11 protein-coding genes are annotated in these 12,733 nt (G+C 73.2%); 4 read left to right on the top strand and 7 right to left on the bottom strand.

Annotated features, from left to right (window positions below):
- Nucleotides 1-255 precede the first annotated feature (255 nt).
- A complete protein-coding gene (locus ACWEVO_RS14585; protein ID WP_452308027.1) occupies nucleotides 256-1,242 on the bottom strand; it encodes a winged helix-turn-helix domain-containing protein in 987 nt (328 codons plus the stop codon).
- Between the two features lie 272 nt (nucleotides 1,243-1,514).
- A complete protein-coding gene (locus ACWEVO_RS14580) occupies nucleotides 1,515-2,552 on the bottom strand; it encodes a hypothetical protein (RefSeq protein ID WP_452308026.1) in 1,038 nt (345 codons plus the stop codon).
- Between the two features lie 39 nt (nucleotides 2,553-2,591).
- Here ACWEVO_RS14580 and ACWEVO_RS14575 point away from each other — a divergent pair, with 39 nt between their 5' ends.
- On the top strand, nucleotides 2,592-3,188 hold the full coding sequence (locus ACWEVO_RS14575; protein WP_452308025.1) for an NUDIX hydrolase: 597 nt from the start codon (nucleotides 2,592-2,594) through the stop codon (nucleotides 3,186-3,188).
- Here the strand turns inward: ACWEVO_RS14575 and ACWEVO_RS14570 are convergent.
- Together ACWEVO_RS14570 and ACWEVO_RS14565 are read right to left on the bottom strand one after the other, a co-directional pair.
- The gene (locus ACWEVO_RS14570; protein ID WP_452308024.1) at nucleotides 3,185-4,276 is read right to left on the bottom strand and encodes a mannose-1-phosphate guanylyltransferase; all 1,092 of its coding nucleotides are present in this window, start codon (nucleotides 4,274-4,276) and stop codon (nucleotides 3,185-3,187) included. The genes ACWEVO_RS14575 and ACWEVO_RS14570 overlap by 4 nt on opposite strands.
- 63 nt (nucleotides 4,277-4,339) lie before the next feature.
- Entirely contained in the window at nucleotides 4,340-5,485 is a 1,146-nt protein-coding gene (locus tag ACWEVO_RS14565) for a glycosyltransferase family 4 protein (protein WP_452308023.1), read from the bottom strand.
- Between the two features lie 151 nt (nucleotides 5,486-5,636).
- Here ACWEVO_RS14565 and ACWEVO_RS14560 point away from each other — a divergent pair, with 151 nt between their 5' ends.
- Nucleotides 5,637-6,326 carry a TIGR03089 family protein gene (locus ACWEVO_RS14560; RefSeq protein ID WP_452308022.1) on the top strand — a complete coding sequence of 230 codons (690 nt, stop codon included), beginning with the start codon at nucleotides 5,637-5,639 and terminating at the stop codon, nucleotides 6,324-6,326.
- A 39-nt stretch (nucleotides 6,327-6,365) separates the two neighbouring features.
- Here ACWEVO_RS14560 and ACWEVO_RS14555 read toward each other — a convergent pair whose 3' ends face one another.
- On the bottom strand, nucleotides 6,366-8,354 hold the full coding sequence (locus ACWEVO_RS14555; protein WP_452308021.1) for an acetoacetate--CoA ligase: 1,989 nt from the start codon (nucleotides 8,352-8,354) through the stop codon (nucleotides 6,366-6,368).
- A 208-nt stretch (nucleotides 8,355-8,562) separates the two neighbouring features.
- Complete coding sequence (locus ACWEVO_RS14550; RefSeq protein ID WP_452308020.1) at nucleotides 8,563-9,078, bottom strand: acyl-CoA thioesterase; 516 nt, start codon at nucleotides 9,076-9,078, stop codon at nucleotides 8,563-8,565.
- 23 nt (nucleotides 9,079-9,101) lie between these two features.
- On the opposite strand from ACWEVO_RS14550, the gene ACWEVO_RS14545 reads away from it, so the two are divergent.
- A complete protein-coding gene (locus ACWEVO_RS14545) occupies nucleotides 9,102-9,755 on the top strand; it encodes a hypothetical protein (protein ID WP_452308019.1) in 654 nt (217 codons plus the stop codon).
- Between the two features lie 56 nt (nucleotides 9,756-9,811).
- Here the strand turns inward: ACWEVO_RS14545 and ACWEVO_RS14540 are convergent, their stop codons facing one another.
- Nucleotides 9,812-10,975 (bottom strand): acyl-CoA dehydrogenase family protein, encoded by a 1,164-nt coding sequence (locus ACWEVO_RS14540; RefSeq protein WP_452308018.1) that lies wholly within the window; start codon nucleotides 10,973-10,975, stop codon nucleotides 9,812-9,814.
- Between the two features lie 249 nt (nucleotides 10,976-11,224).
- Here ACWEVO_RS14540 and ACWEVO_RS14535 point away from each other — a divergent pair, with 249 nt between their 5' ends.
- Nucleotides 11,225-12,652, top strand: a complete 1,428-nt coding sequence (locus ACWEVO_RS14535) for a UDP-glucose dehydrogenase family protein (RefSeq protein ID WP_452308017.1) — start codon at nucleotides 11,225-11,227, stop codon at nucleotides 12,650-12,652.
- Nucleotides 12,653-12,733: the final 81 nt, after the last annotated feature.

The raw sequence follows: 12,733 nt of genomic DNA, 5'->3' as shown, positions 1-12,733 counted from the left end.
CGAGGCGACGCGAGGCGAGGCGACGCGAGGCGACGCGAGGCGACGCGAGGCGACGCGAGGCGACGCGAGGCGACGCGAGGCGACGCGACGCGAGGCGACGCGACGCGAGGCGACGCGAGGCGACTCTTTCACGGAAATAGTGGCCATCCCGCCGGACATGGCCACTATTTCCGTGAATTAGTGCGGATCTTGGGCGGTGCGCACGGCGGTGCGCACGGCGGCGCGCACACCGCGGCACGGCGGAGGGCGAGGCGGTCAGGCGTCGAGGACGGCGCGGCCGAGCGGGGTCAGGGTGTGCAGCACGGTGTTGCGGTCCCGGTGGCTGACCAGGAGGCCGGCGTTGCGCAGCACGCTGGCGTGCTGGCTGGCCGCGGCGGCGGAGATGTTCAGCCGGCGGGCGACCTCGCCGGTGGTGCAGCCGTTGTCGGCGGCGGCCAGCACGGCGGCCCGGGTCCGGCCGAGCAGCGCGGCGAGCGCCTCCCGTTCGCCGTCGTCCGGGTCGCGGGAGGCGGCGAGCCCGCCGAGCCGGTCGACGGGGTACACCAGCACCGGGGGCAGCGCCGGATCGAGGAGCGCGACCGGCGTTCGGGCGCAGAAGAAGGACGGGACCAGCAGCAGGCCCCGCCCGTCCAGACGCAACTCCCGGCTGTCCGGGTAGTCGAGCACCTCGAGGACGTTGTCCGCCCACCGCATGCTGGGCCGGAGGCTGGCGAGCAGTCCCTCAGGCCCGCCGTCGAGCATCGCCCGGGCCCGCCGTGCCCGGTCGGCCTCGACCGCCGCCTGGATCCGCACCCAGTACGGGGCCAGCGCGAGCGACTGGTAGCGCGCCATCGACCCGGTCAGGTGGCGCAGCACCTCGGGCTCGCCGCGGGCCAGCGCGTCGGCCGAAGAGGGCAGGACGTTCTCCTCGGCGAGCAGGGTGAGGTCCCGGCGCAGCATGCCGATCGGGGTGCCGCGGAGCGCCGAGAGCCCCGCCTCGAGCCCGTCCCGGGAGGCGTACGGGGTGAGGAAGTCGGGGAAGTAGCCGCGGGGCGGGTTGAGGGCGAACAGGAGCCGGAACTGCTCGGCGTCGCTCTCCGTACGGAGGGCGCGGGCCACCGCGCGGCGCCATTCGAGCAGCAGCGGTTCCCGCCCGCGGCCCTGAAGCAGGTGCAGGCTGAGGACCAGTTCCCAGACCGGGTCCGCGGCGGGGGCCACCCTGGTCCGCAGGATGTCCTCACCCGAGAAGATGATCTTCAGCATGGAGCGCTCTCCCGGCGGCGGGCAGAGGGATTGTCCGCCTCCACCTGGCACTGTACCCGCTGGCACTTATCTCCACTTTTAAGCGTGGGCTGAAAAACCTCGACGGCGGCCGGGCGGGTTGGGCAGACTACCGGTGCCTGCTGGGGCCGGAGGTGTCACCGCCGGCCCGGGGCTACCGGGAGATCGGGGGGCACGGGCGACCGGGCGACACCACGAGGGTCTGCGGCTTTCTCCGCAGGGGTGTCACCGGTCGCTCCCCGGTACCGGTCGACTCAGCCGATCCAGAGCGCCACCCGGTGGTCCTCGTCGGTCACGTAATAACAGCTCCCGTCCAGCTCGGCCAGCCCCTCCACGTGATGGAACGGCGCCAGCTCGGCCACCAGCTTTCCCGCGACCCGGGCGTCCGGGGTGGGCTCCCACCGGAAGGCGACGTGCCGCGAGGTCACCTCGCCGCCGTGCGGGTGGTCGTCCAGCAGCACCGAGCCCTTGCCCAGCGCGTCGATCGAGCCGATCACCCCGGCGTATCCGCCGTCGGGGGTGACGGCGATCGCCCGGAAGCCGGTCAACGTGCCCGGCGGGGTCACCCCGGTCAACGCGTACGCGCCCACCGCCCGGGGCCAGCCCGGCTCCCGGTCGAACATGTCCGCCACCCCGGCCAGCTCGACCAGGATCGGCTCCCCCTCGGCCGTGACCGGAAAACGCAGCCCCAGCAGCACCGCCCCGGCCGGGGTGAACGCGGCCGCCTCGACGTTGACCGGCAGATCGTCCTCGGCGAGCCGGGTCACCCAGCTCTTGGCGCGGGCGCTGCCGCGCGCCAGGGTCTCCACGATGAACCGGTCCCGCACCCGCTCCCCGGGCGGGAGCGTACGCAGCGGCGCGGCGGCGAGCGCGTCGTTGATCGCCCGGTGCAGCCGGAACCGGTTGCGCACCACCTGCACCGGCAGCGGGCCGGCGGCGGCGTCCTCCTCGCGGAACCGGGCCACGAAGGCGCGGCGGGGCCGCAGCGGGCCGGCCTTCGAGCCGAAGTGCGAGCCGAAGACGTACACCCAGCCGTCGTGGTGGGCGAGCGCCTCGCCGTCCTCGGTGCGACCGTTCTCCGGGCCGGCGTCGGCGGCCACGTGGTGCGCGACCCACCCGCCGTCCGCCAGCTCGAGCAGCAGCGCCAGGCACCGTTCCACCGGCCCCTCGTCCAGCACGGTCCAGAAGCCACGCCGGGCGCCGTGGGCCCGCAGCAGCGCCGAGGAACGGACCGGCAACAGGTCGCTGGCCTCGTTGCCGGCCACGACGAACTCCACGAGTCGCAGGGTCACCCGGCCAGGGTACGGAGCGCCCGCTCGTAGAGTGTGGGGGTGCACACCGACCTGGGGACGTACGCCGACCTGCACGCCGACGCCACCGCGGTGCTGAGCGGCTGGACGGCGACCAGCCCGGCCGCGGCCGCGAACCGCGACCGGACCCTGGAGCTGCTGGCCGCGGGGCCGGTGGCGATGAGCCGTGCTCACCGGCCCGGGCACGTCACCGCGAGCGCCCTGGTGCTCGACGCCACCGGCAGCCGGGTGCTGCTCTGCCTGCACGGCAAGTTCCGCAAGTGGGTGCAGCTCGGCGGGCACTGCGAGCCCGACGATCCGACCCTGGCCGCCGCCGCGCTGCGCGAGGCGACCGAGGAGTCCGGGATCGGTGGTCTGGTGGTCGACCCGGAGCCGATCGACGTGGACATCCACCCGGTCTCCTGCCAGGGCGGCTCGCTGCACTACGACGTCCGGTTCGCCGTGCTGGCCCCGGCCGGGGCGACCGAGCGGGTCAGCGCCGAGTCCGAGGCGCTGGGCTGGTTCCGACCCGACCGGCTGCCCGACCCGCTGGCCGACGGCACCGCCCAGCTCGTCGCACCGGCCCTGGCCGCCCTGGCCCGCCGCGCCGTGCCGAACGCGACGGGCAGCACCGGCTAGACCAGGCCCTCCTCGCCGCGCCCCTTGAGCTCGTCGACGACCTTCTTCACGTCCTGCGCCCGGTCGCGGGGGCAGACCAGCAGCGCGTCCGGGGTGTCCACGACGATCAGGTCGTGCACCCCGACGGTGGCGACGAGCCGGCCGGACTGCGGCACCACGACGGTGCCGGTGGTGTCGTGCAGCAGCACGCCGGGCTTGCCGTCGCCGCCGAGCACCACGTTGCCGTGCTCGTCGGCGGGGAGCACCTCGCCGAGGGTGTGGAAGTCGCCGACGTCGTTCCAGCCGAAGTCGCCGGGCACGGTCGCCACCCGGCCCGCGGTCGCCGCGCCCTCCATCACCGCGTAGTCGACGGAGATCTTCGGCAGGGTCGGCCAGACCGTGCCCAGCACGTCGTCCTGCTCGGGAGTGCCCCACGACGCGGCGATGGCGGTGATCCCGGCGTGCAGGGCCGGCTGCTGCCGGGCCAACTCGGCCAGGAACACGTCCACCCGCCAGACGAACATGCTCGCGTTCCAGAGGTGCCGGCCGGAGCGGACGTAGACCTCGGCGACCTCGGCGGCCGGCTTCTCCTTGAACTCGGCCACCGGGCGCAGCGGGCCGCCGCCCACCGGGTCGGTGGTCTCCAGGTAGCCGTAGCCGGTCTCCGGCCGGGTCGGGGTGATGCCCACCGTCATCAGCAGCCCCTGCTCGGCGCCGACGATCGCCTGCCGGACCACCTCCGCCCAACGCGCCGGATCGCCGATCAGGTGATCGGCGGCGAACGAGCCCATCACCGCCGCCGGGTCGCGCTGGGCGATCACCGCCGCCGCCAGGGCGATCGCGGCGCAGGAGTCCCGGGGCGAGGGCTCGACCAGGATGTTCTCCTCCGGCAGGCCAGCCAGTTGCCGGGCCACCGCCGTGACGTGCGCGGCCCCGGTGACCACCAGCGTGCGCTCCGGTGTGGTCAGCGGCGCGAGCCGGTCCACCGTCGCCTGGAGCAGGGAGGCCGGTGTGCCGGTCAGCGGGTGGAGGAACTTGGGATGGCCGGCCCGGGACAGCGGCCACAACCTCGTGCCACTGCCTCCCGCCGGGATGACGGCGTAGAACATCAGCACATCATGCCCGAAGCGGGCGAGCGGTCAGGTACGGTCGCGGCTACCCGCAGCGCGGGTTCAGGCGCGCGCCCGGCTCCAGGCGGCGACGTGCACCTCCGCGCTGGACTCCCAGGTGAACTCCTTGGCCCGCTCGAAACCGGCCTTGGCCAGGGCGAGCCGGCGCTGGTCGTCGTTCAGCAGGGCGGTCAGGTCGGTGGCGATCTGGTCCGGGTCCTCGCTGGTGTACGCCACCGCGTCGCCGCCCACCTCGGGCAACGACAGCCGCGGCGTGGTCAGCACCGGGGCGGCGCAGGCCATCGCCTCCAGGATCGGCAGGCCGAACCCCTCGCCGTACGACGGGTAGGCCGCGACCAGCGCGCCGCCGAGGAAGCCCGGCAGGTCGGCGTAGCGGAGGTAGCCCGGGCGGAGCAGCCGCAGGTGCGAGGGGACCTCCGCCACCGCCCGGTCGATGTCGTCGTCGTGCCCCTGACCGCCGGCGATCACGAGGGCCGGCGGGTTGTCCCGGTCGGCCACCGCGCGGGCCCAGCCGCGGATCAGGTTGGGTACGTTCTTGCGCGGCTCCTTGGCCCCGAGGAAGGCGATGTAGCTGCTGCTGCCCAGGCCGAGACGGGCCTGCACCCGGGCCTTCTCCTCGTCGCTCGGCGCGTGGAAGGCGGCCTGGTCGACCCCGTGGTACGCCACGTCGATCCGGGTCGGGTCGGCGTCCAGCAGCCGGATCAGCTCGTCCCGGGTGGCCTTGCTCGGCACGATCACCCGGTCGGCGCGGCGCAGCGAGGTCTTGATCGCGCTGCGGAAGAACGTCCGGCGGGACTTGTCGTAGTGCTCCGGCTCGGTGAAAAAGGTCGCGTCGTGCACGGTCACCGTCACCGGGCAGCCGGCCCGCAGCGGACAGGTGTAGAAGGGCGAGTGCAGCACCTCGGCGCCGACCTGCTGGGCCAGCAGCGGCAGCCCGGTCTGCTCCCAGGCGAGCCGGGCCGGGCGGTGCGCGACCGCCGCCGGGGCGGGGATGACCTCGGCTCCGGGCAGCATCCGGGTGTACCGCTCGAGGTCGGTACGGAGGCTCACCACGGCCAGGTCCACGGCGGACCCGCAGACGCCACCGAGCGCGCCGAGCAGGCCGTCGACGTATCTACCGACGCCGCCACGGTCGGCGGGGACACTCGTGGCGTCGATGAGCACGCGGGGCGGGCGGCCGGCGGTCACGGGGCGACTCCTCATGCTGGCGGTTCTGTGGGGAACAACACTGTCGGCAAGCCTACGCCGGGCGGGGCTCCCGACGCTGACTGCGACCCGACGGTACGCCGACTTGTCGTTGTCATCGAGTACGCGCCCCGACCGCGTATCGTTCGCGCCGATGGCCGACAACATTGCCCGGGTGTTCGGTGACGCGATCGCGACCGACCCCACCCGACCGCTGCTGACCTGGTACGACGACGCCACCGGCGAGCGCACCGAACTGTCCGGCGCGACCTGCGCGAACTGGGTGGCCAAGACGGCCAACCTGATCGTCGACGAGGCCGCGCTGGCGCCCGGCGACACGGCCGCCGTGCTGCTGCCCCCGCACTGGCAGACCGCCGCCGTGCTGCTGGGCTGCTGGTCGGCGAAGCTGACCGTGGTCGACACCGCCGGTGACGTGGACGTGCTCTTCGCCGCCGCGTCCCGGGTCGACGAGGCGGGCCGGTGGCCGGCCGGCGAGCGGTACGTGCTGGCGCTGGACCCGTTCGCGCTGCCGATGCGGGAGGTGCCGGCCGGCTTCACCGATTTCGTGGCGGCGGTACGCGGGCACGGCGATCACTTCACGCCGTACCCGCAGGGCGGCGAGGCGGACGGGGCGCTGCTGGCCCGCGCAGAGGCCCGGGCCGCGGAGCTCTGCCTCACCCCCGGCGACCGCCTCCTGGTCGACGTGACCGGGTATCCCGACCCGATCGACTGGCTCCTGGCCCCCCTCACCGCCGGCGCCACCCTGGTCGCCTGCGCCAACCTGGACCGGTCCCGCCTCGACTCCCGCACCGCCACGGAGAAGGTCACCCGCACCCTCACCTGAGCCCGGGCCCGCCCTCCCCCCAGGGTTCAGGGGTCGGGGTCAGGCCGGGGTGGGGTTGTCGGTGGTGGCGCGGCGTTGGGCGAAGGTGGCGAAAGCCGTGAGGGAGTCCGGGTTGGCCAGGGCGCCCTTGGCGGCTGCGCTGTCGACCGGGGTGCCGGTGAGGATCTTCTTCACCGGCACCTCCAGCTTCTTCGCGCTCAGCGTGCGCGGGACGGCGCGGACCTGGTGGATCTCGTCCGGCACGTGCCGGGGCGACAGGGCGGTACGCAGCTCGCGGCAGATCTTCTTCCGCAGCTCGTCGTCGAGCTCGAGGCCCTCGGCGAGCACCACGAAGAGCAGCAGCTCGCCGGCCCCGCCCTCGTCGTCCTCCAGGTGCACGACCACCGAGTCGACCACCTCGTCGAGCCCCTCGACGACGGAATAGAACTCGGCGGTGCCGAGCCGGACGCCGCCCCGGTTCAGGGTGGCGTCGGAGCGGCCGGTGATCACGCAGCCGCCGCGCTCGTTGACGGTGATCCAGTCGCCGTGCCGCCAGACGCCCGGGTAGACCTCGAAGTAGGCCTCCCGGTAGCGGGTGCCCTCCGGGTCGTTCCAGAAGCCCACCGGCATGCTCGGCATCGGCTCGGTGATCACCAGCTCGCCCAGCTCCCCGATGACCGGGGTGCCGTCGGCCGAGCGGGCCTCGACCTTGGCCCCGAGCGCCCGGCAGGTGATCTCCCCGGCGTGCACCGGCAGCAGCGGCACGCCGCCGACGAACCCGGTGCAGACGTCCGTGCCGCCGGACAGCGACTGGAGCTGGAGGGTGTCGCTGACGTTCTCGTACACCCAGGTGAAGCCCTCGGCGGGCAGCGGCGCCCCGGTCGAGCCGACCCCGCGCAGCGCGGAGAGGTCGGCGATCGCCTTCGGCACCAGGTTGGCCTTGCGGCAGGCCAGCAGGAACGGCGCGGAGGTGCCGAAGTAGGTCGTGCCGGTCTCGGCCGCCAGTCGCCAGAGCGTGCCCAGGTCCGGGTGGCCCGGGTTGCCGTCGAACAGCACGATGGCGGCGCCCACCGCCGGCCCGGAGACCAGGAAGTTCCACATCATCCAGCCGGTGGTGGTGAACCAGAAGAACCGGTCGGACGGGCCCAGGTCGTGGTGCAGGGCCAGCATCTTCAGGTGCTCCAGCAGGATGCCGCCGTGGCCGTGCACGATCGGCTTCGGCAGGCCGGTGGTGCCGGAGGAGTAGAGCACGTAGAGCGGGTGGTCGAACGGCACCGGGGCGAAGCTCAGCGGCTCGTCGGTCTCCGCCGCCAGCTCCGCCCAGGAGATCGCACCCTCGGGCGCCTCCCCGGCCGGGTCGAGGTACGCGATGCTCACGGTGTGCGCCAGCGACGGCAGGGCGGCCCGGATGGCGGCCACCTCGCCCCGCCGGTCGACCGGCTTGTCGCCGTACCGGTAGCCGTCCACGGCGACCAGCACCTTCGGCTCGATCTGCTGCCACCGGTCGGTCACGCTGCGGGTGCCGAACTCGGGAGCGCAGGAGGAGAAGATCGCCCCCAGGCTGGCCGTGGCCAGCAGCAGCACGAACGTCTCCGGGATGTTCGGCGCGTACGCGGCCACCCGGTCGCCCGGGCCGACGCCGAGCCGGCGCAGCCCGGCCGCCACCCGGCGGACCTGCTCGCGCAACTGCGCGGCGGTCAGCGTCTCGGGCGCGCGGGTCTGCCCGTGCGCGATCACCACCGGGTCGTCGTCGCCCCGGCCCGGCATCCGCAGCACGTTCTCGGCGTAGTTGAGGGTCGCGCCGGGGAACCACCGGGTGCCCGGCATGGCCCGGCCGGCGAGCGTGGCGGTCGGCGGCGTGTGCGCGACCACGTCGAAGTAGTCCCAGATCGACTGCCAGAAGACGTCCAGGTCGGTCACCGACCAGCGCCACAGCGCGTCGTAGTCGGCGAACTCCAGCCCCCGGTGCTCGGCCAGCCAGCGCAGGTAGTCGCCGATCCGGGACCGCTCACGCACGTCGGCCGGCGGCGTCCACAGCACGTCACCCACTGTCTCCACCCTCCCTGAGGCCCCGTCACGACACTGTGCATGGGCCGTGGCGCCATCTTGCCCTACCTCGCCTGGCCATTGTCCGCACCGGGTGCCGTTGAGGGGGCGTGGCCGGCCCACACCCCGCACCCGGATGTTGTGTGGTCCGGCTGCAAGGAAGGGCCCCTTGTTAACGCCTGGTGAGGGTGAAGGGCCCCTTCCTCACACCTCAGCCGGCGCGGTGCGCCTGGATGGCGCGGCGGCGGGCGAGCCGGTGGGCGCGGCGGATCTCCGCCTCCCGGTAGCGCCGCTCGTCGTCCGGGGTCTCCGGCAGCACCGGCCGCACCGGGCGGGGCGAGCCGCCCACGTCCACCCCGACGAAGACCAGGTACGCGGTGGCCACCCGGACCGGCTCGTCCTCGGCCGAGTCCCAGCGCTCGGCGACCACCTTCACCCCCACCTCCATGGAGGTGTGCCCGGTCCAGTTGACCTGGGCGTGCGCGTGCACCAGGTCACCCACCCGGACCGGCTCGGAGAAGACGATCTCGTCGATGGAGGCGGTGACCGCGGTGCCCCCGCTGTGCCGGGCGGCGGCCGCCCCGGCGACGTCGTCGACGAACTTCATCAGTACCCCACCGTGCACGGTCCCGTACAGATTGACATCGACAGCGGTCATGATGCGACTCAGCGTGACCCGCGAGTACGAGGTCGGCTTGCCCTGCGGGGCGGAGGGGTGCTCTGTCATGTCGAAAACGGTACGGTGCGCGGATGCGACATCTCTGGAGCTTCCTCGCCGGGTTGGTGGTGGCGCCCGTCACCTGGGTGCTCATCACTCTCGGTCAGGACGGATCTGGACGCACCGTGCACCGCTGGGTGGAACTCGGTACGTACAGCACGCCCAACCTGATCGAGCCGGCCGTCTATCTGGGCGTCGCCGGCATCCTGCTCGGCCTGCTCGCCACGCTGCGCTTCTCACCGCTCGGCCCACTGGTGGCCGGGCTGCTGCTGGCCCTCCCGTACCTCGGGATGTTCGTCGCGCCGTTCGCCGTTCGTGACCGGGTCCCCGAGGGCTGGAAGATGCTCGGCGACCCGCTGCCGCTGCGCCAGCCGTTGGAGAACGGCACGCTGTTCCTGATCGGCGTGCTGCTGCTGATGGCCGTGTTCAGCGCGCAGCGCTGGCGGCAGTGGCCCGGGCAGCCGGCCGAGGCGGAGCTGACCCCGGCCGACACGTCGGTCGACACCCCCCAGTCGTTCGGCGACTGGCCGCCGAGCGACGCGACGAAGGACACTGCCCCGCTCAGCCTGGGCTATCCCGACCCCACCCCCACCGAACCCCTGCCCCGCCGCACCGGCGGCGAGTCGCCGTGGTCCGCGCCTCCGCGGGCGGCCGGCCGACCGGAGGGCACCAGCGAGATCCGTTGACCGCCGCGGGCGGGCCGGCACCCCGGCCCGCCCGCCCGATCGGGCCGTCGTCCGGCTCAGCCCTTGAGCAGCTGGCGGGCCATGACGATGCGCTGCACCTGGTTGGTGCCCTCGTAGATCTGCGTGATCTTGGCGTCCCGCATCATCCGCTCGACCGGGTAGTCGCGGGTGTAGCCGTACCCGCCCAGGAGCTGCACCGCGTCGGTGGTGATCTCCATGGCGGCGTCCGAGGCGAAGCACTTGGCGGCGGCGCCGAAGTAGGTCAGGTCCGCGTCGCCCCGCTCCGACTTGCCGGCCGCGGCGTAGGTGAGCTGGCGGGCCGCCTCCAGCTTCATGCCCATGTCGGCGAGCATGAACTGGATGCCCTGGAAGTCGGCGACCGGCTTGCCGAACTGCTTGCGCTCCTGGATGTACCCCTTGGCGTAGTCCAGCGCGCCCTGCGCGATGCCGACCGCCTGGGCGGCGATGGTGACCCGGGTGTGGTCCAGGGTGCGCATGGCGGTGGCGAAGCCGGTGCCCTCGGCGCCGATCATGCGGTCGGCCGGGATGCGCACGTTGTCGAAGTAGACCTCGCGGGTGGGCGAGCCCTTGATGCCCAGCTTCTTCTCCGGGGCGCCGAAGCTGACCCCGGCGTCGGACTTCTCGACCACGAAGGCGGAGATGCCCCTGGAGCGCGCTGTGGGATCGGTCACAGCGAAGACCGTGTAGTACTCGGAGACGCCGGCGTTGGTGATCCACCGCTTCACGCCGTTGAGCACCCAGTGGTCGCCGTCCCGGACCGCCTTGGTGGTCATCGAGGCGGCGTCGCTGCCCGCCTCCGGCTCCGAGAGGCAGTACGAGAACATCGCGTCCCCGGCGGCGACCGGGGTCAGGTACTTCCGCTTCAGCTCCTCCGAGCCGGCCAGCAGCAGCGGCATGGTGCCGAGCTTGTTCACGGCCGGGATCAGGGAGGACGAGGCGCAGGCCCGGGCCACTTCCTCGATCACGATCGCGGTGGCCAGGGCGTCCGCGCCCGCGCCGCCGTACTCGACGGGGATGTGCGGGGCGTGGAAGTCGGCGGCCCGCAACGCGTCGTACGACGCCTTCGGGAACTCACCCGTCTCGTCCGCCTCAGCGGCGTGCGGAGCCACCTTGGCCGCACAGACCTCACGCACCGCTTCCCGGATCGCCTCATGCTCCTCCGGCAACCGGTAGACGTCGAACGACTCCTCTGCGGCCATCGGCCCCTCCCCTTCACCGCTAAGATGCGCGCAGTCCGTGGCGCCCGGAGGCCGCCGGCTGCCGCAGACTGAAGGATAGCCACCAGGGTTCAGCCGGACCTTACCGGCGGGTAGTCTCGCGCACGAGCGGCGTCGACATGGCACAACTACCCTCACACCTGGACGACAGTGGTCCCCTCGGTGCCCGGCCATGGCGCCGGCCGATTGCGACGCAACGAAGCGCCGCCAGTGCGAGCGGAGAAGACAGGCGTGACGATCCCCTACCCGAACATCCAGCCGGTGCCGGCCATCGCGGCCGTGACCCCGCCCTCGGGCGCGGCCCGGCCCCGCGTCACCTTCCTCGGCACCGGATACCTCGGCGCGACGTACGCCATCTGCTACGCCGAGCTCGGCTACGAGGTGCTCGGCTTCGACGTCGACACGGACAAGATCGCCAAGCTGAACGCCGGCGAGGTGCCGATCCACGAGCCGGGCCTGGACGAGCTGCTGCGGCGCAACCTGGCCGCCGGCCGGCTGCGGTTCAGCACCGACATCCAGGAGACCGCCGACTTCGGCGACGTGCACTTCATCTGCGTCGGCACCCCCCAGCGGGCCGACGGCATGGGCGCCGACCTGTCGTACGTCGAGGCGTCGGTGACCAGCCTGGCCCAGCACCTCACCCGCAAGGCGCTGATCGTCGGCAAGTCCACCGTCCCGGTCGGCACCGCGGAGTGGGTGGAACAGCTCGTCGGCAAGCACACCCCCGCCGACCTCGGCGTCGAGGTGGCGTGGAGCCCCGAGTTCCTCCAGGAGGGCTTCGCCGTCGACGACGTGCTGCGGCCCAACCGGATCGTCGTCGGCGTCAAGAGCGAGTGGGCCAACGGCATGCTCTACGCCGCCCACAAGGGCGTCTTCGATCTGGCCGCCACCGAGGACCGCGAGGTGCCCCTGGTGGTCACCGACTTCGCCACCGCCGAGCTGGTCAAGGTGGCCGCGAACGCCTTCCTGGCCACCAAGATCTCCTTCATCAACGCGATGGCCGAGGTCTGCGAGGCCGCCGGCGGCGACGTCACCCAGCTGGCCCGCTCCATCGGGTACGACCCCCGGATCGGCAACCGGTTCCTGCAGGCCGGCCTCGGCTTCGGCGGCGCCTGCCTGCCCAAGGACATCCGGGCGTTCCAGGCCCGTGCCCAGGAGCTCGGCGCCGGTGAGGCGCTGCGCTTCCTGCACGAGGTCGACCTGATCAACCTGCGCCGGCGTACCCGGGTGGTGCAGCTCGCCGCCGACCTGCTCGGCCGCCGGTCCGGTCCGGCCGGACCCGACCTCTCCGGCACCCGGATCGCCGTGCTCGGAGCCACCTTCAAGCCCAACACCGACGACGTCCGCGACGCCCCGGCCCTCGCCGTCGCCGCGCTGCTCGGCAAGGCCGGCGCCGAGGTGCACGTCTTCGACCCGCAAGGCATGGAGAACGCCCGCCGGGCGGTGCCCGACCTGACGTACGAGGCGACCATGACCGACGCGGTCCGCGACGCCGACCTGGTCTGCGTGCTCACCGAGTGGGCCGATTTCCGCAACGCCGACCCGGTCGCGCTGGGTGAGCTGGTCAACGGCCGCAAGGTGGTCGACGGCCGCAACTGCCTGGACTCCACCCTGTGGACCCAGGCCGGCTGGGAGTACCGCGGCATGGGCCGCCCCTGACCTGCTGACGCACCGGACGGGCCGGTGACGCCCACCGTGCCCGCGCCGCTGCGTACCCTCGCCCTGCTCACCACCGTGGTG

The sequence above is a fragment of the Micromonospora sp. NPDC003776 genome (genome assembly GCF_053605645.1).
This window is presented reverse-complemented; position numbering and strand designations above follow the sequence as displayed.

What these genes read in the sequence shown, in the direction of transcription:
- ACWEVO_RS14585 (WP_452308027.1), bottom strand. Translation starts at nt 1,242, where the DNA reads ATGCTGAAGATCATCTTCTCGGGTGAGGACATCCTGCGGACCAGGGTG.
- ACWEVO_RS14570 (WP_452308024.1), bottom strand. Translation starts at nt 4,276, where the DNA reads ATGTTCTACGCCGTCATCCCGGCGGGAGGCAGTGGCACGAGGTTGTGG.
- ACWEVO_RS14560 (WP_452308022.1), top strand. Translation starts at nt 5,637, where the DNA reads ATGGCCGACAACATTGCCCGGGTGTTCGGTGACGCGATCGCGACCGAC.
- ACWEVO_RS14550 (WP_452308020.1), bottom strand. Translation starts at nt 9,078, where the DNA reads ATGACAGAGCACCCCTCCGCCCCGCAGGGCAAGCCGACCTCGTACTCG.
- ACWEVO_RS14545 (WP_452308019.1), top strand. Translation starts at nt 9,102, where the DNA reads ATGCGACATCTCTGGAGCTTCCTCGCCGGGTTGGTGGTGGCGCCCGTC.
- ACWEVO_RS14540 (WP_452308018.1), bottom strand. Translation starts at nt 10,975, where the DNA reads ATGGCCGCAGAGGAGTCGTTCGACGTCTACCGGTTGCCGGAGGAGCAT.